The 19,397-nt window shown below is 70.4% G+C and carries 17 protein-coding genes; 14 read left to right on the top strand and 3 right to left on the bottom strand.

Annotated features, from left to right (window positions below):
• The first annotated feature begins 90 nt into the window (after positions 1-90).
• Together OG746_RS11705 and glxA are read left to right on the top strand one after the other, a co-directional pair.
• Complete coding sequence (locus OG746_RS11705) at positions 91-1,860, top strand: glycosyltransferase family 2 protein (protein WP_266714195.1); 1,770 nt, start codon at positions 91-93, stop codon at positions 1,858-1,860.
• A 3-nt stretch (positions 1,861-1,863) separates the two neighbouring features.
• Positions 1,864-3,819 (top strand): radical copper oxidase GlxA, encoded by a 1,956-nt coding sequence (gene glxA / locus OG746_RS11710; RefSeq protein ID WP_266714197.1) that lies wholly within the window; start codon positions 1,864-1,866, stop codon positions 3,817-3,819.
• A 52-nt stretch (positions 3,820-3,871) separates the two neighbouring features.
• Here glxA and OG746_RS11715 read toward each other — a convergent pair whose 3' ends face one another.
• Entirely contained in the window at positions 3,872-4,963 is a 1,092-nt protein-coding gene (locus OG746_RS11715; RefSeq protein ID WP_266714199.1) for a glycoside hydrolase family 6 protein, read from the bottom strand.
• 123 nt (positions 4,964-5,086) lie between these two features.
• Positions 5,087-6,079, bottom strand: coding sequence for a DUF5937 family protein (locus OG746_RS11720; protein ID WP_266714201.1), 993 nt, complete (start codon positions 6,077-6,079; stop codon positions 5,087-5,089).
• Between the two features lie 76 nt (positions 6,080-6,155).
• Here OG746_RS11720 and OG746_RS11725 point away from each other — a divergent pair, with 76 nt between their 5' ends.
• The 8 genes from OG746_RS11725 to OG746_RS11760 all read left to right on the top strand — a co-directional run bounded on the left by OG746_RS11725 (position 6,156) and on the right by OG746_RS11760 (position 14,070).
• A complete protein-coding gene (locus tag OG746_RS11725; RefSeq protein ID WP_266714203.1) occupies positions 6,156-7,439 on the top strand; it encodes an MFS transporter in 1,284 nt (427 codons plus the stop codon).
• Positions 7,440-7,460: 21 nt separating this feature from the next.
• Entirely contained in the window at positions 7,461-7,973 is a 513-nt protein-coding gene (locus OG746_RS11730; RefSeq protein WP_266714205.1) for a MarR family winged helix-turn-helix transcriptional regulator, read from the top strand.
• 142 nt (positions 7,974-8,115) lie between these two features.
• Positions 8,116-8,454 (top strand): DUF3817 domain-containing protein, encoded by a 339-nt coding sequence (locus OG746_RS11735; RefSeq protein ID WP_266714207.1) that lies wholly within the window; start codon positions 8,116-8,118, stop codon positions 8,452-8,454.
• A 104-nt stretch (positions 8,455-8,558) separates the two neighbouring features.
• The gene (locus OG746_RS11740) at positions 8,559-9,140 is read left to right on the top strand and encodes a sugar O-acetyltransferase (protein ID WP_266714209.1); all 582 of its coding nucleotides are present in this window, start codon (positions 8,559-8,561) and stop codon (positions 9,138-9,140) included.
• A gap of 10 nt (positions 9,141-9,150) precedes the next feature.
• Positions 9,151-9,696, top strand: coding sequence for a TetR/AcrR family transcriptional regulator (locus OG746_RS11745; RefSeq protein WP_266714211.1), 546 nt, complete (start codon positions 9,151-9,153; stop codon positions 9,694-9,696).
• Positions 9,697-9,764: 68 nt separating this feature from the next.
• The gene (locus OG746_RS11750) at positions 9,765-10,835 is read left to right on the top strand and encodes an acyl-CoA dehydrogenase family protein (RefSeq protein WP_266714213.1); all 1,071 of its coding nucleotides are present in this window, start codon (positions 9,765-9,767) and stop codon (positions 10,833-10,835) included.
• 74 nt (positions 10,836-10,909) lie between these two features.
• Entirely contained in the window at positions 10,910-12,610 is a 1,701-nt protein-coding gene (icmA, locus tag OG746_RS11755) for a coenzyme B12-dependent isobutyryl-CoA mutase large subunit (protein ID WP_266714215.1), read from the top strand.
• Between the two features lie 368 nt (positions 12,611-12,978).
• A complete protein-coding gene (locus tag OG746_RS11760) occupies positions 12,979-14,070 on the top strand; it encodes an alpha/beta fold hydrolase (protein ID WP_266714217.1) in 1,092 nt (363 codons plus the stop codon).
• A gap of 26 nt (positions 14,071-14,096) precedes the next feature.
• Here the strand turns inward: OG746_RS11760 and OG746_RS11765 are convergent, their stop codons facing one another.
• Positions 14,097-14,759, bottom strand: coding sequence for a TetR/AcrR family transcriptional regulator (locus OG746_RS11765; RefSeq protein ID WP_266714219.1), 663 nt, complete (start codon positions 14,757-14,759; stop codon positions 14,097-14,099).
• A gap of 334 nt (positions 14,760-15,093) precedes the next feature.
• On the opposite strand from OG746_RS11765, the gene OG746_RS11770 reads away from it, so the two are divergent.
• The 4 genes from OG746_RS11770 to OG746_RS11785 all read left to right on the top strand — a co-directional run bounded on the left by OG746_RS11770 (position 15,094) and on the right by OG746_RS11785 (position 19,306).
• A complete protein-coding gene (locus tag OG746_RS11770; RefSeq protein ID WP_266714221.1) occupies positions 15,094-16,065 on the top strand; it encodes a tetratricopeptide repeat protein in 972 nt (323 codons plus the stop codon).
• A gap of 646 nt (positions 16,066-16,711) precedes the next feature.
• The gene (locus OG746_RS11775; RefSeq protein WP_266714223.1) at positions 16,712-17,329 is read left to right on the top strand and encodes a DUF6230 family protein; all 618 of its coding nucleotides are present in this window, start codon (positions 16,712-16,714) and stop codon (positions 17,327-17,329) included.
• Positions 17,330-17,484: 155 nt separating this feature from the next.
• Positions 17,485-18,051, top strand: a complete 567-nt coding sequence (locus OG746_RS11780) for a DUF6114 domain-containing protein (protein ID WP_266714225.1) — start codon at positions 17,485-17,487, stop codon at positions 18,049-18,051.
• 106 nt (positions 18,052-18,157) lie between these two features.
• The gene (locus tag OG746_RS11785) at positions 18,158-19,306 is read left to right on the top strand and encodes a hypothetical protein (RefSeq protein ID WP_323179582.1); all 1,149 of its coding nucleotides are present in this window, start codon (positions 18,158-18,160) and stop codon (positions 19,304-19,306) included.
• Positions 19,307-19,397 lie beyond the last annotated feature (91 nt).

Here is a 19,397-nt window from a genome sequence, read left to right on the forward strand (position 1 = left end):
CTCGTACGCGCTCCTCTGGTCGACACGCCCGGGAAAGTCCCCTTTTGTTGGGGTACCGAGACGGTCGAACACCAGATCCTGGAGGGCGCTGTGCGGCCTGACGAGGGCTACGACTACGACACCTACAGCAAGCTCGCCGGGCCGCTCACCGAGCCGCCCGGCGACGGCGGCTACCGGGTGCAGTACACCTCGCTTCTGGCGAACGAGCCCCACCGAATACGAGCCGTCCTGCTGATGACGCTCGCGCCCCTGCTCACCGGGGCGCTCCTCGTGTACCTGGTGTGGCCCACCCACTGGGTGGAACGCGAGGGCGGCGAACGCTGGTTGGTCTCGCTCGACATCGTGATGCTCGTCGCGATCGGGCTCATCGAGCTGTTCATGGTCGTCAACGTCATCTCCATCGCCCACGCGACGATGGTCGCCAGGGACCCGATCCCGGTCCGTGCCGAGCCCGGCACCCGCGTCGCGTTCCTCACCACGTACGTCCCCGGCAAGGAACCCCTCGCGATGGTGCGGGCCACCCTCGAGGGCGCCGTGCGCCTCACGCACGAAGGGCCGCTGGACGTCTGGCTCCTGGACGAGGGCGACGACCCCGACGTCAGGACGCTCTGCGACCGGCTCGGCGTCCACCACTTCACCCGCAAGGGCATCCCGGAGTGGAACCAGAAGAAGGGCCCCCACAAGACCCGTACCAAGCACGGCAATTACAACGCCTGGCTCGCCGCGCACGGCTCGGACTACGACTTCTTCGCCTCCGTCGACACCGACCACGTGCCGCACCCCGAGTTCCTCGAGCGGATGCTCGGCTACTTCCGCGACCCCGACGTCGCGTTCGTCGTCGGCCCGCAGGTCTACGGCAACTACGACTCCCCGGTCACCAAGGCCGCCGAGTCCCAGCAGTTCCTCTTCCACGCTCTGATCCAGCGCGCGGGCAACCGCTACCGCGCCCCCATGTTCGTCGGCACCAACAACGTCGTCCGGATCACCGCCCTGAAGCAGATCGGCGGGCTCGTCGACTCGATCACCGAGGACATGGCGACCGGCTTCGAGATCCACCGCCACCGCAACCCGGACACCCACGAGCGCTGGCGCTCCGTCTACACCCCCGACGTGCTCGCGGTCGGCGAGGGCCCCGCCTCCTGGACGGACTTCTTCACCCAGCAGACCCGCTGGTCGCGCGGCACGTACGAGACGCTGTTCCGGCAGTACTGGAAGGCGCCGGCCTCGATGCCGCCCGGCCGCCTCTTCTCGTACACGATGATGCTCGTCTACTACCCGATGACGGCCGTCAACTGGCTGCTCGGCGTGCTGAGTTGCGTGCTGTTCCTGTGGACGGGCGCCTCCGGCACGCAGGTGTCCGCGTCCGTGTGGCTCATGCTCTACAGCGACGCGGCCGCCCTCCAGATCGGCCTCTACCTCTGGAACCGGCGGCACAACGTCTCGCCGCACGAACCCGAGGGCTCGGGCGGCCTCGCCGGCATGGGGATGTCGGCGATCTCCGCGCCCATCTACCTCAAGTCGCTCGGCGCGGCCCTCCTCGGCCGCCCCAGCCGCTTCGTCGTCACCCCCAAGGGCGGCGACGCCAGCGCCGACCAGCCGCTGACCTTCCGTATCCACCTGTGCTGGGCGGGCGTGCTCGCCACGTCGCTCGTGGCGTCCGTCGCCCTCGACCACACCCACGTGGCCATGCGCACCTGGGCGGTCCTCGCGCTGTGCATCGCGCTCGCGCCGCCCGTCGTGTGGTTCGCCTCGCAGCGCCGCGAGGCCGCGGCGGCCGCGACCGCCAAGAGGGTGGAGGCCGAACCGGTCCGGGCCGTGCAGCCGGCGACCCCCAGCACGTCGACCACCGGAGGGAACTGACCCATGGCCTACAGACCTTCACGCCGGATGCGGAAGACCGTCCTCGGCGCGGGCGGCGTCGCCCTCCTCGTCGGCCTGAACGCCCCGGCCGCCTGGACCTTCGCCACCGAGCGGTACGAGGACTGGAAGATCGCCCAGCCCGGCTACAAGGCCAAGTACGGCTCCTGGTCGCAGATCGACATCCCCGAGGAGTACCGCACCAACGCCATCCACGCCGCGCTCCTGCACACCGGCAAGGTCCTCATCGTCGCGGGCTCGGGCAACGAGCAGAAGAAATTCGACGCGGGTACCTTCGACACCGTCCTGTGGGACCCGAAGGCGAACACCTTCAAGAAGATCCCCACCCCCGCCGACTTCTTCTGCGGCGGCCACGCCCAACTCCCCGGCGGGCGGCTCCTGGTGGCGGGCGGCACCGCCCGCTACGAGCGGCTCGACGGCGAGGTCGAGAAGGCCGGCGGCGGCATGCGCGTCAAGAACGAGAGCCCCGACAAGGCCGTTCACCTGAAGAAGGGGACCACGTTCCGTTCCCCCTCCGGCACCGAGTACGTCTCCAGGTTCGACGTCACCGTGCCCAAGGCGAAGCGCGCCTTCGACAAGAAGCGCAACGCCGCAGGCGTCATGCAGCCGTGGAGGACGAAGATCAAGGCGAGCGAGGCCCGCGTCTTCGTCGAGGCCGCCCAGAAGGGCGAGCAGCACGTCACCGACGACAATGCCCAGTACGAGATCGAGGGCCTGCGCGGCAAGGACGCCGACAATACGTACGGCCTCTCCGAGAAGATCACCATGGAGAAGCAGGACTTCCAGGGGATCAAGGAGGCCTACGAGTTCGACCCCGTCGCCGAGCGGTACGTGCCGGTCGACCCGATGGAGAAGGCCCGCTGGTATCCCACGCTCGTCGGCCTGGAGGACGGCAAGGTGCTCGCGGTCTCCGGGCTCGACGACGTCGGCATGATCGACCCCGGCGACAACGAGATCTACGACCCGAAGACCAAGAAGTGGTCGATGGGCCCCAAGCGCTACTTCCCGACCTACCCGGCGCTCTTCCTCACCAAGGGCGGCAAGCTCTTCTACCCGGCCTCGAACGCCGGTTACGGCCCCGCCACCAAGGGGCGCGTCCCCGGCCTGTGGGACCTGAAGACCAATAAGTTCGAGAAGGTCCCGGGCCTCACCGACACGGACCAGACGGAGACCTCGTCCTCGCTGCTGCTGCCGCCCGCGCAGGACCAGCGGTTCATGATCCTCGGCGGCGGCGGTGTCGGCGAGTCCAAGAAGGCGACGTCCCGCACAGCGGTCGTGGACCTGAAGAAGGAGAGCCCCTCCTTCCAGACCGGGCCCCAACTGCCGCAGGGCACCCGCTACTTGAACTCCGTCATCATGCCGGACGACTCCGTCTTCACGACGAACGGATCCAAGGACTACCGGGGCCGCAGCGCCAGCAACATCCACAAGGCGCAGTTCTACGACCCCCAGCAGAACGCCTTCCAGGAGGCCGCCGCCCCCAAGGTCGGCCGCAACTACCACTCGGAGGCGCTGCTGCTGCCCGACGGCCGGGTCGTCAGCTTCGGCTCCGACCCGCTCTACGACAACCAGCAGAACACCAAGCTCGGCCACTTCGAGCAGCGCATGGAGATCTACACGCCGCCCGCCCTGCACCGCGGCGGCGATCAGCGACCCGTCCTCGGCGCGGGCCCCGAGACGCTTCCGTCGAGCGGGCGGGCCACGTTCCGTACGAAGCGGGCCGACGGCATCGTCAAGGCCCGCCTCATGCGGCCGTCCGCCGTGACCCACACGACGGACGTGGAACAGCGCTCGATCGCCCTCGACGTCAAGAAGTCCAAGGGTTCGGTGACGCTGACCGCCCCCAAGGACAAGACGTTGGTCCCTCCGGGGTGGTACATGGTGTTTGTGTCCGACGCGGACGGGGTCTCGTCCGAGGCGAAGTGGATCCAGGTGGAGTAAGGCTCACGGAGCCGTGGTTGCGCCCGCGGGGCTCCGCCCCGGACCCCGCGCCTCAATCGCCGGCGGGGCTGGTTTTGTTCCGGGCCAGTCCCAGCGCATAGTCCGCCCACCAGGTCCCGGCCGCCGGCCCGCCACGACACGTGCCGTCCGATTCGCCCGGCCGCTTCACCCACAGGTTCGCGTCGTTCAGCGCGTTGCCCGTCCTCGTGGTCGGGGCGGAGCCGAGCGCGCGGCCCGGCGGGTTGCACCACGCGTCGCCCTGCCCGTCCCCGTAGGGCCCCGCACCGTTGCGGCTGGTGTCGACCACGAAGTGCGCGCCGTCGAGCAGCCCGGACAGCCGGCGGCCGTACGCCGCGCTGGCCTTGTCCGTCTGGAAGTTGGACACGTTCAGAGAGAACCCGTCCGCCTTCCCGACCCCGGCCCGCCGCAACGGATCCACCAGCTTGCTCGCGTCGGGGATCCACGCCGGGTTCCCGGCATCGACGTACACCTTCGTGTTCGGCTGCCGCTTGAGGCGGTCGATCGCCGACGACATCAGCGCGTACCGCTCGTCCTCGTACTGCTTCGGACTGCAGCCGCTGACGATGTGCCCGATCGCGTCCGGTTCGAGGACGACGACGGCCTTCGCCTTCCCGATGCCGGAGGCGAACGCGTCGATCCACTGGTGGTAGAAGTCCGCGCTGTGCGCCCCGCCCGCCGAGTGCTGCCCGCAGTCGCGGTGCAGGATGTTGTACGCGACCAGCACCAGCGTCTTGCCCGCCTTCCTGGCCTGCGCGGCGGCCTCCGAGATCGGCGGGCGCGGATAGTCGCCCGGCGCCCACATCGCCTGCGGGTGCGCGGCGATCCGCTCGACCATGGCGGCGTCGGAGCCGCGCCCCTCCCGCTTCCACTTCGCGACCTGGTCGGAGGCGTCGGAGTCCGGGTCGACCCAGAACGGCGAGGAGTCGGTGGGGGAGCCGGACGGGGCGGTCCGCTGCGCGGCCTCCGCGGCGGAGTCGCGGCCGCCGCCGCTGCTGCCCGCGCCGCCACCGCCGCCGCTGTCGGAGCAGCCGATGACGAAGGTGGCCAGCAGGATCGCGGCGCCGGTGAGCGCGAAGGTGCGGGTGGGGGTGCGGGCGGGCGTATGGGTGGGTGGGACGGGCATCCTGCCCCCTGGTTCGGAGCGCGTACAGGGCGTAAAAAGGCGTACGAAAGCGAAAATACCGGGCAATCGTTACACAGGGTTGTCTTTTCGCTGTGCATTAGGCGCCGCGCATGAGGAGCCGCGTCAGACGCCCTGATCGCCCGTCACGAGCGCGCTGCCCAGAGGCGTCTGCGCGTACAGCACCTGATGCCCGTGGCGCCGCGACGAGAGCAGCCCTGCCGCGCGCAGCGCCGCCAGATGCGCCGACACGGACGACGGCGCGCGCCCGAGCCGGTGCGCGAGCGCGCTGGTCGAGGCGGGCTCGGCGAGCGCGCACAGTACGTCGGCGCGGCCCCGGCCGAGCAGATTCGCCAGCGCGTCGGGCGCCCTCGCGGCCGGCGCGGACCACAGCGCACCGACGCCCCGCGCCGGGTACGCGACGGTGGGCTGCCACGGCGGTTCGAAGCCGCTGACCACGTCCGGCCAGCAGAAGACGCTGGGCAGCAGCACAAGGCCCCGGCCGTCCAGGTCCCGGCTGTGCTCGCTCGCGCGGGCGGTGAGGGTGAGGGTGCCGGGTTCCCAGCCGACCCGTGGATGCAGCTCCCGGAGCAGCCCTTCGAGGCCGACCTCGGCGAGGCGCCGCGAGTGGTGCGCCACATCCGCTTCGAGCAGCGCCCGCAACCGGGGCCACTCGGGCTCCACCAGGACGTGCCAGGCCTGCTCCACGAGATCCGCCAACTCCCTTACAGCGCGCCCCGGTTCGGCGAGAAGCGAGCGGCCGAGCGGGGTGTCGGCCGCGCCCGGCGTGCACGCCAGCGACTGGGTGATGCCGCGCAGCGCCTCGTCGGGCCCGGTCGCCCGCAACGCGGCGATCTCCTCGTCGAAGGTGGCGGCGGGGCCGATCGGGGGCGGGCCGAGGAAGTCCGGGGTGTGCCCCCGCTGCGGCATCAGCAGCCAGACCGGCGCCAGGTCGAGCCCCCGCGCGGCGTCCCGGATCCGGCGCAGCCACGGCAGGTGATAGCCGTGCCGGTCCGGCCGCCTGAGCGTACGGATCGCCTCCTGCGTCTCCCAGAGCGGCGAGATCGCGAACCGGCACCGCAGCAGATCCTCCTGCCCGAACCGAAGATGCAACGGCATCCCGCCCCCTCCCCACAACATTCGCCGCAGGCCGAAACAGTACGACCGGCGCGGAGCGGGCGGCAGGCTGCGGCCCATGACCAGCGACACGACCAGTGCAAGGGCCGGCGACAAGGCCCGCGAACGCCCCGGCTACACAAGGCTGTTCCGTATCGCCGAGTTCCGCGCCGTGTTCCTCGCGCACGCCGCCTCCCTCTTCGGCGTCGTCGTCGCGGAGATCTCGCTCAGCGTGCTCGTGTACGGGCTGACCGGGTCGCCGCTGCTCAGTGCGCTCACCTTCACGCTCGGCTTCCTGCCGTACCTCGTCGGCGGGACGCTGCTGTCCGGGATCGCCGACCGGTTCCCGGCGCGGCGGGTGCTCGTCGCCTGCGACCTCGTGTGCGCCGGGTGCGCTGCGCTGATGGCGCTGCCGGCCACCCCGGTCGGCGGGCTGCTCGCGCTGCGCTGCGTCATCGCGCTCGTGTCACCGGTGTTCAACGGCACCCGCATGGCCACGCTCACCGATGTGCTCGGCGACGGCGACCTGTTCGTGCTCGGCCGCTCGCTGCTGCGCATCGTGTCGCAGAGCGCGGTCCTCGTCGGCTTCGGCCTCGGCGGCGTACTCCTCACGGTCGTGTCCCCGCGCGGCGCGCTCACCGTCACCGTCGTCACCTTCCTCTGCTCGGCCACCCTGCTGCGCCTGTGCACGAAGGCCCGCCCCGCGCGGCAACGCGAAAAGGACAAGGAGGGCGCCCTGCTGCGGTACTCGCTGGCCGGCGCCCGCCAGATCCTCGGCCACCGCCGCATCCGTGCCCTACTGCTCCTGCTCTGGGTGCCGCCCATGTTCGTGATCGCACCGGAGGCGCTCGCGGCGGCGTACGTGGACGAGATCGGGGCGGGCGCCGCGGCCGTCGGATTCCTGATGTGCTCGATGGCCGTCGGAACCGTCGCGAGCGAACTCGCCGCGGGCTCACTGCTCTCGCCGTCGGCCCGCTCCCGTATCGCGCTGCCGCTCGCGTCGGTGACCCTGCTGCCGCTCATCGGCTACGCGGCCGTGCCCGGCCTCGCCTGGGCGGTGGCGATCCTGCTGCTCGCCGGGGCCGGATCCGCGTACACGCTCGGGCTCGACCGCTGGTTCGTGGACGCGGTGCCCGAGGAACTGCGCGGCCGGGCCATGACGCTGCACAACGCGGGCCTGATGACCATCCAGGGCGTGGGGACCGCGCTCGCCGGGGCGGCCGCCGAGGTCTTCGACGTGTCCACCGTCGTGGCGGGCGCAGGGCTCGTCGGCGGGCTGTGCTGCGCGGCGCTCGCCCTGGAAGTACGGGCCTCCGCGCGCGCCGAGAGCCCAAAGACCGAGACGGGGCTGACCGCCATATGACCGCCCGGTAAGGTCGGGGACGTGCCGAAGCCCCTCTCTCTCGCCTTCGATCCGATCGCCCGCGCCGACGAACTCTGGAAGCAGCGGTGGGGGTCCGTGCCGTCCATGGGCGCGATCACCTCGATCATGCGCGCGCACCAGATCCTGCTCGCCGAGGTCGACGCGGTCGTCAAGCCGTACGGGCTCACCTTCGCGCGCTACGAGGCGCTGGTCCTGCTCACCTTCTCCAAGGCGGGCGAGCTGCCCATGTCGAAGATCGGCGAGCGGCTCATGGTGCACCCCACGTCCGTGACGAACACGGTCGACCGGCTCGTGAGGTCCGGCCTCGTCGACAAGCGCCCCAACCCCAACGACGGGCGCGGCACGCTCGCCACCATCACGGAGAAGGGCCGCGAGGCCGTCGACGCGGCCACCCGCGACCTCATGGCGATGGACTTCGGCCTCGGCGTCTACGACGCGGAGGAGTGCGGCGAGATCTTCGCGATGCTGCGACCCCTGCGGGTGGCGGCACGTGATTTCGACGACGCCGAGTGAGCTGACGCGCTAGCGTTTTCGCGGGTCAGCGCGGTGGTCCCCGCCGATGCGGGGATGTTCCGACCAGGTACAGCACGTGCAGCCAGCCGTGTGCGCAGTCCCCGCCGACGCGGGGGTTTCTCGGGCGGTTACGCTCGTATCCATGAAGAAATCCGTGTTGACCCGCTACCGCACCATGGCCTACGTCACCGGTGTACTCCTGGTCCTCCTCTGCCTCGGCATGATCGCCAAGTACGCGTTCGGCATGGACGGCGCCGCGGACTTCACGCGCGTCATCGCCATCGCCCACGGCTGGCTGTACGTCGTGTACCTCGTCGTCGCCTTCGACCTGGGCTCCAAGGCGAAGTGGCCGGTCGGCAAGCAGCTGTGGGTGCTCATCGCGGGCACGATTCCGACGGCCGCGTTCTTCGTGGAGCGCAAGATCTCCGCGGAGCTGGACGCCAAGGTCGCCGACGGCGGCGCGAACCTCGCCAAGGCGTAACCCGAATCCCGGAACAGCGCGCGCGTCCCCCAATCGAGCGGCCGCGCGCGTTTTCTGTGACCAGGAGTGTACGTTCGTACGCTCCTCGGTGTACGTTCGTCCGCATGCCCACGGACCACTTCGCCGACGACCCGCGCAGCAACCTGGAGCGGATGCTCGCCGGTGACCTCTACATCGCCGACGACCCGGAGATCGCCAGCCGCCAGCAGCGCGCCATGCGGCTCGCCGCCCGGTACGAGGAGGCCTTCCTCGACGACCCGGGCAAGGCGGCCCCGGTGCTCGCGGAGCTGCTCGGCTCGGTCGGTGAGGGCGTCGAGCTGCGGCCGCCGCTGTACGTCGACTACGGCAGCAACATCTCCATCGGCGCCCGCACCTTCGTCAACTACCGCCTGACCGCCCTCGACGTCGCCCGCATCACCATCGGCGAGGACTGCCAGATCGGCCCCGGCGTCCAACTGCTCACGCCCATCCACCCGGTGGAGCCGGGCCCGCGGCGCGACAAGCTGGAGGCCGCACTGCCCATCACCATCGGGGACAACGTCTGGCTCGGCGGCGGCGTCATCGTCTGCCCGGGCGTGACCATCGGCGACAACAGCGTGATCGGCGCGGGCGCCGTGGTCGTGAAGGACGTACCGGCGAACGTCGTCGCGGTGGGCAACCCCGCCCGCCCGGTCCGCGACATCTGAGGCGCGCGGCATGGCCACAGGACATGCGGACCCGAAGCGCCGCGAGCGCATTCTCGCCGCGACGCTCGACCACATCGCGGACGAGGGCGTCGCGGGGGTCTCGCACCGGAAGATCGCCGCGCGCGCCGGGGTGCCGCTCGGCTCGATGACGTACCACTTCGCCGGTATCGACGACCTGTTGCGCGAGGCGTTCACGGGGTTCGCCGACCACATCGTGGCCGTCTTCGAGCGCCACCTGGCGGGCGTGGACAGCCCGGACGAGGCGCGGGAGGCCGTCACGGAGCTGATCCACGCGCTCTCCGAAGGTCCCCGGCGCGACCTGGTCCTCACTCAGGAGCTGTACACCCTCGCCGCCCGCCGCCCGGAATACCGGGAGCTGACGCGGGCATGGATGGCGCGCAGCAGGCAGTTGCTGGAGCGGCACTTCGACCCGGCCACGACGCGTCAGCTGGACGCCCTCATCGAGGGCCTCGCCCTGCACCGGGCGCTTGGCGGGGCCGAGCCGTACACCCGTGAACTGACCGGTGAGGCGGTGCGGCGCCTCACGGTCATGTAGACCGCCTGTGGGGGCACGGACCTGACACCGTGTCCCCACAGGCACGTACGGCCCCGAGGAGCACCCGCATGACCGCCACCGCAGCCCGCCTTGAGGACCACCCGCTGGTGGCCGCCGCCCGGCGGCTCGCCGACGGCGTCCTCGCGCCCGCCGCCGAGGCCCACGACCGCACCGGGGTCACGCCCGAGGCGATCGCCGCGGTCAAGGCCTCGGGCGTGCTGGGCGTCAACGCGCCTGTGGCGTACGGGGGTTCGGGGGCGCCGGCCGCCGTCGGGCGGGAGATCGCGGAGATCCTGGCGGGCGCGTGCTGCTCGACGTTCTTCGTGCAGGCGCAGCACCACTCGCCGGTCCGCGACCTGATCGCGGGTGCCGAGGCGGTCCGCGAGCGGTGGCTGCGCCCGCTGGCCGAGGGCGCCGCGCTCGCGGGCATCGCCTTCTCGCACCTGCGGGCGTTCCCGAAGCTGCCGGTGCGGGCGACGCCGCTGGCGGGCGGCGGGGTGCGCTTCGACGGACGGGTGCCCTGGTACACGGGCTGGGGCCTCAACGAGGTGTTCCTGCTCGGTGGCGCGACCGAGGACGGTGAGGTCGTCTTCGCCGTCGCGGAGCCGCGTGAGCAGCCCGGCCTCACTCCCACCGAACCGCTCCAGCTCGCCGCGCTCACCGGCACCCGCACCGTCGGCCTGGTCCTCGACGGGCTCACGGTGGCCGAGGAGGACATCGTCGGGCGCCAGCCGTACGAGGAGTGGGCGCGCGCCGACCGGCCGAAGAACACCAACACCAACCCGGCCGTCTTCGGTGTCGCGCGCGCCGCCCTGGACCTGCTCGACGCGTCCGGTGACGCCGAGGCCAAGGAGACGGCGGGCGTGCTGCGCGAGGGCCTCGATGCCGCGCGCCGGGACGCGTACGCGCTGGTGGACGAGGTTCCGGCGGGGGAGCGGCTGGCGGACCGGCTCGCGGTGAAGACGCGGGCGTACGACCTGATGCGGGCGGCGACGACGGCGGCGATCGTGGCCGGGGGCGGGCGCGCGTTCGCTCTGTCCGCGCCGGCGCAGCGGCTCGCGCGGGAGGGGCTGTTCCTGGTGGTGCAGGGGCAGACGGCGGAGGTGAGGGCGGCGCATCTGGCGGCGCTGCGGGGCTGATCCTGCCCGGTTTCCCGGCGATCGGCCGCCGTGGGCCATCGACATTTAGTAGGACGTCCAAGTAAATTTGAAGCATGGACGCTGACGCGATCGAGGAAGGCCGCCGACGCTGGCAGGCCCGCTACGACAAGGCCCGCAAGCGTGACGCGGACTTCACCACGCTCTCCGGGGATCCGGTCGAGCCGGCCTACGGGCCGCGGCCCGGGGACACGTACGAGGGCTTCGAGCGGATCGGGTGGCCGGGCGAGTACCCGTTCACGCGCGGCCTGTACCCGACCGGGTACCGGGGGCGCGCGTGGACGATCCGCCAGTTCGCGGGGTTCGGCAACGCCGAGCAGACCAACGAGCGCTACAAGATGATCCTCCGCAACGGCGGTGGCGGGCTCTCGGTGGCCTTCGACATGCCTACGTTGATGGGGCGGGACTCCGACGACCCGCGTGCGCTCGGCGAGGTCGGGCACTGCGGTGTCGCCATCGACTCGGCGGCCGACATGGAGGTCCTGTTCCGGGACATCCCGCTGGGCGACGTCACGACGTCGATGACGATCAGCGGCCCGGCCGTGCCGGTGTTCTGCATGTACTTGGTGGCGGCGGAGCGCCAGGGAGTGGACCCGGCCGTCCTCAACGGCACGCTCCAGACCGACATCTTCAAGGAGTACATCGCGCAGAAGGAGTGGCTCTTCCAGCCCGAGCCGCATCTGCGCCTGATCGGCGACCTGATGGAGCACTGCGCCGCCGACATCCCCGCGTACAAGCCGCTCTCGGTCTCCGGGTACCACATCCGCGAGGCGGGCTCGACGGCCGCGCAGGAGCTGGCGTACACGCTGGCCGACGGATTCGGTTACGTGGAGCTGGGGTTGAGCCGCGGGCTTGACGTGGACGTCTTCGCCCCGGGCTTGAGTTTCTTCTTCGACGCACACGTGGACTTCTTCGAGGAGATCGCCAAGTTCCGGGCGGCGCGGCGCATTTGGGCGCGTTGGATGCGGGACGTGTACGGGGCGCAGAGCGAGAAGGCGCAGTGGCTGCGCTTCCACACGCAGACGGCGGGTGTGTCGCTGACGGCCCAGCAGCCCTACAACAACGTCGTCCGTACGGCGGTGGAGGCGCTCGCGGCGGTCCTCGGCGGCACCAACTCCCTGCACACGAACGCGCTCGACGAGACGCTCGCGCTGCCGAGCGAGCAGGCGGCGGAGATCGCGCTGCGGACGCAGCAGGTGCTGATGGAGGAGACGGGTGTCGGCAACGTGGCCGACCCGCTGGGTGGTTCCTGGTACGTGGAGCAGCTCACGGACCGGATCGAGGCGGACGCCGAGAAGATCTTCGAGCAGATCAGGGAACGGGGGCTGCGGGCGCACCCGGACGGGCAGCACCCGATCGGGCCGGTGACCTCCGGCATTCTGCGCGGGATCGAGGACGGCTGGTTCACGGGCGAGATCGCGGAGTCGGCGTTCCAGTACCAGCAGTCCCTGGAGAAGGGCGAGAAGAGGGTCGTCGGGGTGAACGTGGCGGAAGGGTCCGTCACGGGTGACCTGGAGATCCTGCGGGTCAGTCATGAGGTCGAGCGGGATCAGGTGCGGGTGCTCGGCGACCGGAAGGCGGGGCGGGACGACGGGGCGGTGCGGGAGGCGTTGGAGCGGATGCTGGCCTCGGCGCGGGACGGCTCCAACATGATCGGGCCGATGCTGGACGCGGCCCGGGCGGAGGCCACACTCGGCGAGATCTGCGGGGTGCTCCGCGATGAGTGGGGCGTGTATACGGAGCCGCCGGGGTTCTGAGGTCCGCCGGGGCGGGGCCCTGCGTGCTGTTGCGCGGCACCGGGGCTGCTTGCTCGGCCGGGGCCGGCGCCTCCGTGACGTGCGGCCTGCACCGGGGTGCCGCCTTGCCCACCCTGCCGCCCAAGGCGGCAGATTGCCCAAGGCGCGGGGCGGCATCTCATGTCCTCGCCCCGCGGCGGGTGCGCAAAATCAAGTCTCTGCGGCGGGTGCGCAAATTTAAGCCCCGCTCTGGGACGAGACTCGCGGGGTCCGGGGCGGAGCCCGTGGCGTAAGGGCGAGGGCGTCCGCCGGGTCGGTGACAGGTGTCACCGCGTGATCTTGGGGTAGGCGCGGACACGCCAAGTGCCCCGCCAACCCCAGGAGCCCCCGTGCGCCTCGCGCTCAACCGCACCACAACCACCACCGTCGGCATCGCCACCGCCGCCCTCCTCGGCGGCATCGCCATCGGCGGCACCGGCGCGGTGAGCGCGAGCCCGCCCGCCGAGCCGAAGGTGCAGAACAGCTTCGACTCGCTCGGCGCCGACGTGCACGCGGCCGACCTGTCCTCCGGCCGCACCGCGCACTACACGGACTCCGGCCCGTCCGACGGCACCCCCGTGCTCTACATCGGCGGCACCGGCACCAGCGCCCGCGCCGTCCACATGACCGACTTCATGCGCACCACCAGAGCGAACCTGGACCTGCGCATGATCACGGTCGAGCGCAACGGGTTCGGCGACTCCGACTACGACCCGAAGCTCGGCAAGGCCGACTACGCCAAGGACGCCCTCGAGGTCCTCGACAAGCTCGGCGTCAAGAAGTTCAAGGTGATCGCGATATCCGGCGGCGGCCCGTACGCCGCCGAGATCGCCGCCAAGGCCCCCGAGCGGATCAGCGCCCTGCACCTCGCCGCCGCCCTCCCGCCGTACGGCGAGAAGCCCGCCTCCTGCGACCTGACGGACGACCAGATGGCGGCCGCCGTCAAGGACGAGATCAAGGACCCGCGCAAGTGGTGGGCCTTCCCCGACGACAGCCCGGTCAAGTCGATCCCCGGCTTCGCCGACACCGCGTACGAGGAGGGCGCGCGGACCTACAACCAGCGCGGCCAGCAGGCCGATCCGGCGCCGCAGGTGCACGAGCAGCGGCTGTACTGCGACCGTCCGGGACCGGACCTGGCGAAGCTGAAGGCGCCGGTGTTCCTCTACCACGGCGACAAGGACACGACCGTGCCCGCGAGCACGCTCAAGGCCTGGCGCGACAACCTGCCCGACACGGCGCCCGTGAAGACCCGTACGTACGCGGACACCGGGCACGACGTCCAGTACCGCCATTGGGACCAGATCCTGGTCGACCTTGCGGGCCGCGCCGACCGCACGGTGGTCTGCCACGACAAGCGCACGCGCGCCCTGCCGGCGGGCGAGGCGGACGCCCTGGTCGCCAAGAAGCGGGCCACGCTGGGCAGCTGCGCCTGGAACAAGTAGGGCCCACCCATAGGCCCTAGGAGCCACTAATCGGTCGCGGCGGCCGCGAGCCCTCCCAGCAGGAGGGCCGTGAACCGCCGCACCCACTCCGCGTCGGCCGGCTCCGCGCTCACCAGGGTGCGGTGCACGACCGCCCCCGCCGCCACGTCGTAGATGAGATCCGCCGTGGCCGCGGCGGCGGCCGGGTCGGGGGCCGGCGGGAGTTCGCCGCGGCGCTCGGCCCGCGCCCGCCCCTCCAGTACGAGCCGCTTCTGGCGGTCGACGATCGACGTACGGATCCGGTCCCGCAGCGGGGCGTCGCGGGTGGATTCGGCGACCACGGCCATCAGCGCCGTCTTCGTCTCGGGCCGGTCCAGGATCGCCGCGAACTGCCGCACCACGCCCTCCACATCGGCGGCGAGCGAGCCCCGGTCCGGCAGTTCGAGCTCGTCGAAGAGGACCGCGACCGCGTCCACGACGAGCTCGCTCTTGCCCGGCCAGCGGCGGTACAGCGTCGTCTTCGCGACACCCGCGCGCGTGGCCACGTCCCCGAGCGTCAGCTTCGACCAGCCGAGCTCCACGAGCGCCGCCCGGGTCGCCTCGAGAATCGCCTCGTCCGCCGCGGCGGAACGCGGACGCCCCGTCCGGACGTTGGAGGGGGGAGAGGGGCGGGAAGAAGGGGACGAGGGAGACGGCGTGCGGCTCTGCATGGTCGTCGACCATACCGGCGGGTACGGAGGAAAGATCGCGTGAGGCAGATCACCGGTTGATCACCGGGGCCCTGTTCCCGCGTCCCGCCCATGGCAGTTACGCTACGAGTCGTAGCGAAAGCTGCGGAAGCTCGATCTCGTACGAGTGCCTCGGATCTGCACCCCGGGGCGGCCGGGACGAGCGGCAACCACAAGGCGCCGGGTGGGGACCCGGTGCCGAAAGCACACCAGGCCGAGTCCGCTCCGTGCCTCCAGATGCGTCTCGCATTCCGGCGGGAGGTGCACGGGGCAGGACCCGGCCCACAACTGTCCGCGGAAGGGGGAGACTGTACGCATGCAGCCACGGAACATGTCCATGAGCGGAGTCGTCGATCTCGCCGCGGTGAAGGCGGCCCAGGAGGCCAAGGCGAAGGCGGAGCAGGCCCGCGCCGAAGCGGCCAGGAACGGCGGGGGCGGGGCCGTGTCCCCGTCCAGTCTCGTCATCGACGTCAGTGAGGCGGACTTCGAGAGCGCCGTCCTGCAGCGCTCCGCCGAGGTGCCCGTCGTCATCGACTTCTGGGCCGAGTGGTGCGAGCCCTGCAAGCAGCTGAGCCCGCTGCTCGAGCGGCTCGCCGCCGAGTACAGCGGCCGCTTCGTGCTCGCCAAGATCGACGTAGACGCCAACCAGATGCTGATGCAGCAGTTCGGGGTCCAGGGGATCCCGGCTGTCTTCGCCGTCGTCGCCGGGCAGGCTCTGCCCCTCTTTCAGGGGGCCGCCCCCGAGGAGCAGATCCGCGGCACGCTCGACCAGTTGATCCAGGTCGCCGAGGAGCGCTTCGGGCTCACCGGCATCGCGGTCGACCCGGAAGCGGAGGGCGAGGCGCCGGTCGTGGAGGAGGCCCCGGCGGGCCCCTACGACGCTCTCCTCGAAGCGGCCGTGCAGGCCCTGGACGCCGGCGACCTCGACGGCGCCGTGCAGGCCTACAAGAACGTGCTGTCCGACGACCCGGGCAACACCGAGGCCAAGCTCGGCCTCGGCCAGGCGCAGCTCCTCCAGCGCGTGCAGGGGCTCGACCCGCAGCAGGTCCGCAGGGACGCCGCGGAGAAGCCCGCCGATGTGCAGGCGCAGATCGCGGCGGCCGACCTGGACCTGATCGGCGGTCATGTCGAGGACGCCTTCGGGCGGCTCGTCGAGACGGTGGGGCGCTCGGCCGGCGAGGACCGCGATGCGGCGCGTGTGCGACTGCTCGAACTGTTCGAGGTCGTGGGGGCCGACGATCCGCGCGTGACGACGGCGCGTACAGCTCTGGCCCGAGTTCTCTTCTGAGTCGTCAGTGACCAGTTGTTAAACGCTGCGGCTTGTGATGCCGGAGTGAAAGTTCTGTCGCCGGAGGCGCACAGCGGCCGCGTTTTGCCAAAACTTGGCAATCGCGGCCGCTGTTACTTGGAGTAAGTCGGACTCGATCTTCTGTCCGATTCCGTCCCGTATTCAACCTGTATAAAAACTCGGTTGACTGCACCCTCAGTTGTTGTTCGGACTCTCTCCGTCCGCGTTCGGTTATCCGTCCGTTACCCGCCAGTAACGAACCCCCTTGTGTCAGCGCCTCGAATGCACCACGATCGGGCACGCTCGGTCCTCTCCCCACCGTCCGACAGCCAATCGTGCGGCGGGGTTTTTGGGTCCCCACCGGGTGGTCGACGGCGAACCAAGGGGAGCGCCGGCGGTCCAAGGACAGGGGGGTCTCAGCCATCCGGCTGGGCCTGTCCAGCAGGTTGCGCGTGATGGCTCAGGTGCGACCAGTGGTTGTCGCTCGGGGGTGATCGCCGGTGATCAGGGTGCGGTACAGACCAAGCACTTCCGATGCGGGCGCTCTCCTTCCCGAGGACGTAGCACTTCTCCCATCCCTGCCCGGCTGAGCCGCCTCTAGGGGCAGTCAGGGCCGGAGATGTACGTCCGAGAAGGAGGAACAGTCATGAAGTCCGTGACTCGTGGCGGAACCAGATGGAAGCGGTTCGCCGTAGTCATGGTGCCGAGCGTCGCGGCGACTGCCGCGATAGGCGTGGCCCTGTCCCAGGGTGCGCTCGCGGCATCGTTCAGTGTGTCGGGTCAGTCGTTCAAGGTGACGGCGGACTCCCTCGACGGCCAGGGCTTTGTCCAGTACGGCGCCGTCGACTCCGGCAAGACGGGTAACCACCCGGTCGCCGTTGTCGGCATGAAGACCGCGACGATCAACAACCTCTGCCAGTCGGTGGTTGTCCCCGTCCCGGTCTTCGGCGATGTGTCGATGAAGCTGTCGGCCGGTGCGGACAAGAGCGCCCCGGTCGAGGCCAAGACCCTCTACATCGACGCCGATGACCTGAAGGCCGATGCGACCTTCAAGAACATCGACATCGGTGTGGCGGCGGGTGACGCCAAGAAGGGCCCCGGTATCCACCAGGGCGACAAGGCCGACCCCAACGCGTTCGCCCAGCAGGCCGACTCGGTGCACTTCGAGCACGTCCAGCAGCGTGCGTGGGCCACGACGGCCGGCACCTTCAAGCTCTCCGGCCTCAAGATGAAGGTCCAGAAGGGCAAGCACGAGTGCTACTAGGCCCACAGGGCCCGTAAGGGGCCGGGGTCTTGGCACTTGATGTGCTGAACGGCCGGGCGCGGGGGCACTCGCAGTCACGTGGGGTCGTCCCCGTGCCCGTTTCCGGACAGCCACCATCACCACAGATCAACGCCTTTCCCGAGGAGCTGTACGACATGAGCGCCGAAGCGCACGCAGGACTGGGCCCCAAGCTTGGTCAGATGCGCCAATCGTTCCGAGGGTGGCGCGGTCAGCGCCCGTTCTGGGGCGGTCTGCTGTCAATCCTCGGCGGCCTCCCGATCATGTACTTCCCGTACGCGAACCTCGCGATCGGCAATATGACGATCAAGATGGCGACCACGGCCGGTGCCGGTTCGCTCATCATCGGCGTCTTGCTGGTCGTGCTCGGCCTGACGATGTGGTTCCAGCCGCACTCCCGTGTGTTCGCGGGTGTCGCGGCGATTCTTCTCGCCCTGGTCTCCCTCGTGGTTTCGAACTTCGGCGGCTTCGTCATCGGTTTCCTGCTCGCCCTCGTCGGTGGTGGCCTCGGTATTTCCTGGGCGCCCGCGGAGCGGCAGGACGACTCGGCAGGGAAGGGCGGTGACCACGCCACGTCCTCCCAGGACGCGGCGCCGGTCGTGCCGCCGGTTGCGGGAGCCACCTATCAGGTCGCGGGCGTAAACGACGACGTGTCAGGGACGAGCCCGAACAACGGGACGAACGGGAGGCACCGTGCCGGCTGACGAGGTGCACCACGAGGGCTCCGCTGAGCCCCGTGCGAGAACCGGGCCGCGGCATGCGGCGCGGCGGCATGCGGCACCAAAGAAGCATCTCTTCACCAAGATTCACATGCCTGCGGGCAAGGCGGTGGCGATCGCGGCCATGCCCACGGCCGTGCTCATGGGACTTGGTCTGACGCCGACGCTCGCGTCGGCCAAGGACAACCCGACGAAGTTCTCCGTCGACGACTACAAGGCGTGCGCCGACGCCGTCGACGCGAACAAGGACGACGGGTCCGACGAGGCCAAGGACAAGGCCAAGGAGTCGGCGAAGCCGACCCCGACGCCGTCCGCCTCGGCCTCCAAGGACAGCTCCGCGGAGAAGAAGGAGAAGGCGACCCCGACTCCTTCGCCGTCCGCCTCCGAGTCCACGGACTCCGAAGACAAGGATGCGGCCACGCCGTCGCCCTCGGCTTCGGAGACCAAGAACCCCCTGGACCCGCTGGGCGTCGGCGACGCCCTGAAGAAGGCGTTCACGCCCGACGACAAGGAGTCGGAGAGCGCGACTCCTTCGCCGTCGGCGTCGGAATCCTCCGGCGGCCTGCTCGGTGGCACCACCGACAAGGTGGACGACACGGTCAAGGACACGACCGGGTCGGTCAAGGACACCACCGACAAGCTCGGCGACACGGTCAAGGACACCACCGACAAGGTCAAGGACACGACCGACAAGGTGGGGGACGCGGCCAAGGACGCGACCAAGAACGTGGGCAACCCGCAGGGTTCCGGCGATGTGCCGGAGAACTGCCCGGCGGCCACGGACGCGTCGGGCGCCGACGAGGACACCCCGGCCCAGCTTCCGGACAAGTCCTGGAAGCTGCAGGCCAGTTCGCTCCTGCTCAAGGGCGCGGACTACAAGGGCCTTGTGGACGTCCGGATGGCCGACGGGTCGACCAAGCGCGTCATGAAGTACGTCATCTCCAAGGGCACGGACATCGGTGATCTGCACCAGATCGCCCCGGGCCCGAACGGGAAGTTCTTCCACATCCGTTCGGACAAGGGCTCCACGTCCACCATCCGCGACGGGCAGACGACGATGTACACGGAGGAGATCTCGGGCAATCTGTTCGGGCTCGTTCCGCTGACGTTCAACGCCAAGAACCCGCCGCCGCTCAACCTGCCGACCCTGTTCTTCACGAACGTCAAGGTCACGCAGGCCTCGCAGTTCGGCGGGACCCTGCACGTGCCCGGTCTGCACACCACGGTCGAGGACAGCTGACCGTAGTCACAAGGCCCGTTCGGGAGCCGCACATGACAAAGGGCGCCCCCCTCAAGGGGGCGCCCTTTGTCATGCGCTCGGGCCGAAGACC

This window comes from Streptomyces sp. NBC_01016, assembly GCF_026341035.1.
Classification (GTDB): domain Bacteria; phylum Actinomycetota; class Actinomycetes; order Streptomycetales; family Streptomycetaceae; genus Streptomyces.

What these genes read in the sequence shown, in the direction of transcription:
- OG746_RS11740 (WP_266714209.1), top strand. Translation starts at nt 8,559, where the DNA reads ATGCCCACGGACCACTTCGCCGACGACCCGCGCAGCAACCTGGAGCGG.
- OG746_RS11780 (WP_266714225.1), top strand. Translation starts at nt 17,485, where the DNA reads ATGAGCGCCGAAGCGCACGCAGGACTGGGCCCCAAGCTTGGTCAGATG.
- OG746_RS11725 (WP_266714203.1), top strand. Translation starts at nt 6,156, where the DNA reads ATGACCAGCGACACGACCAGTGCAAGGGCCGGCGACAAGGCCCGCGAA.
- OG746_RS11750 (WP_266714213.1), top strand. Translation starts at nt 9,765, where the DNA reads ATGACCGCCACCGCAGCCCGCCTTGAGGACCACCCGCTGGTGGCCGCC.
- OG746_RS11745 (WP_266714211.1), top strand. Translation starts at nt 9,151, where the DNA reads ATGGCCACAGGACATGCGGACCCGAAGCGCCGCGAGCGCATTCTCGCC.
- icmA (WP_266714215.1), top strand. Translation starts at nt 10,910, where the DNA reads ATGGACGCTGACGCGATCGAGGAAGGCCGCCGACGCTGGCAGGCCCGC.
- OG746_RS11735 (WP_266714207.1), top strand. Translation starts at nt 8,116, where the DNA reads ATGAAGAAATCCGTGTTGACCCGCTACCGCACCATGGCCTACGTCACC.
- glxA (WP_266714197.1), top strand. Translation starts at nt 1,864, where the DNA reads ATGGCCTACAGACCTTCACGCCGGATGCGGAAGACCGTCCTCGGCGCG.
- OG746_RS11770 (WP_266714221.1), top strand. Translation starts at nt 15,094, where the DNA reads ATGCAGCCACGGAACATGTCCATGAGCGGAGTCGTCGATCTCGCCGCG.
- OG746_RS11720 (WP_266714201.1), bottom strand. Translation starts at nt 6,079, where the DNA reads ATGCCGTTGCATCTTCGGTTCGGGCAGGAGGATCTGCTGCGGTGCCGG.
- OG746_RS11775 (WP_266714223.1), top strand. Translation starts at nt 16,712, where the DNA reads ATGAAGTCCGTGACTCGTGGCGGAACCAGATGGAAGCGGTTCGCCGTA.
- OG746_RS11785 (WP_323179582.1), top strand. Translation starts at nt 18,158, where the DNA reads ATGCCTGCGGGCAAGGCGGTGGCGATCGCGGCCATGCCCACGGCCGTG.
- OG746_RS11765 (WP_266714219.1), bottom strand. Translation starts at nt 14,759, where the DNA reads ATGCAGAGCCGCACGCCGTCTCCCTCGTCCCCTTCTTCCCGCCCCTCT.
- OG746_RS11715 (WP_266714199.1), bottom strand. Translation starts at nt 4,963, where the DNA reads ATGCCCGTCCCACCCACCCATACGCCCGCCCGCACCCCCACCCGCACC.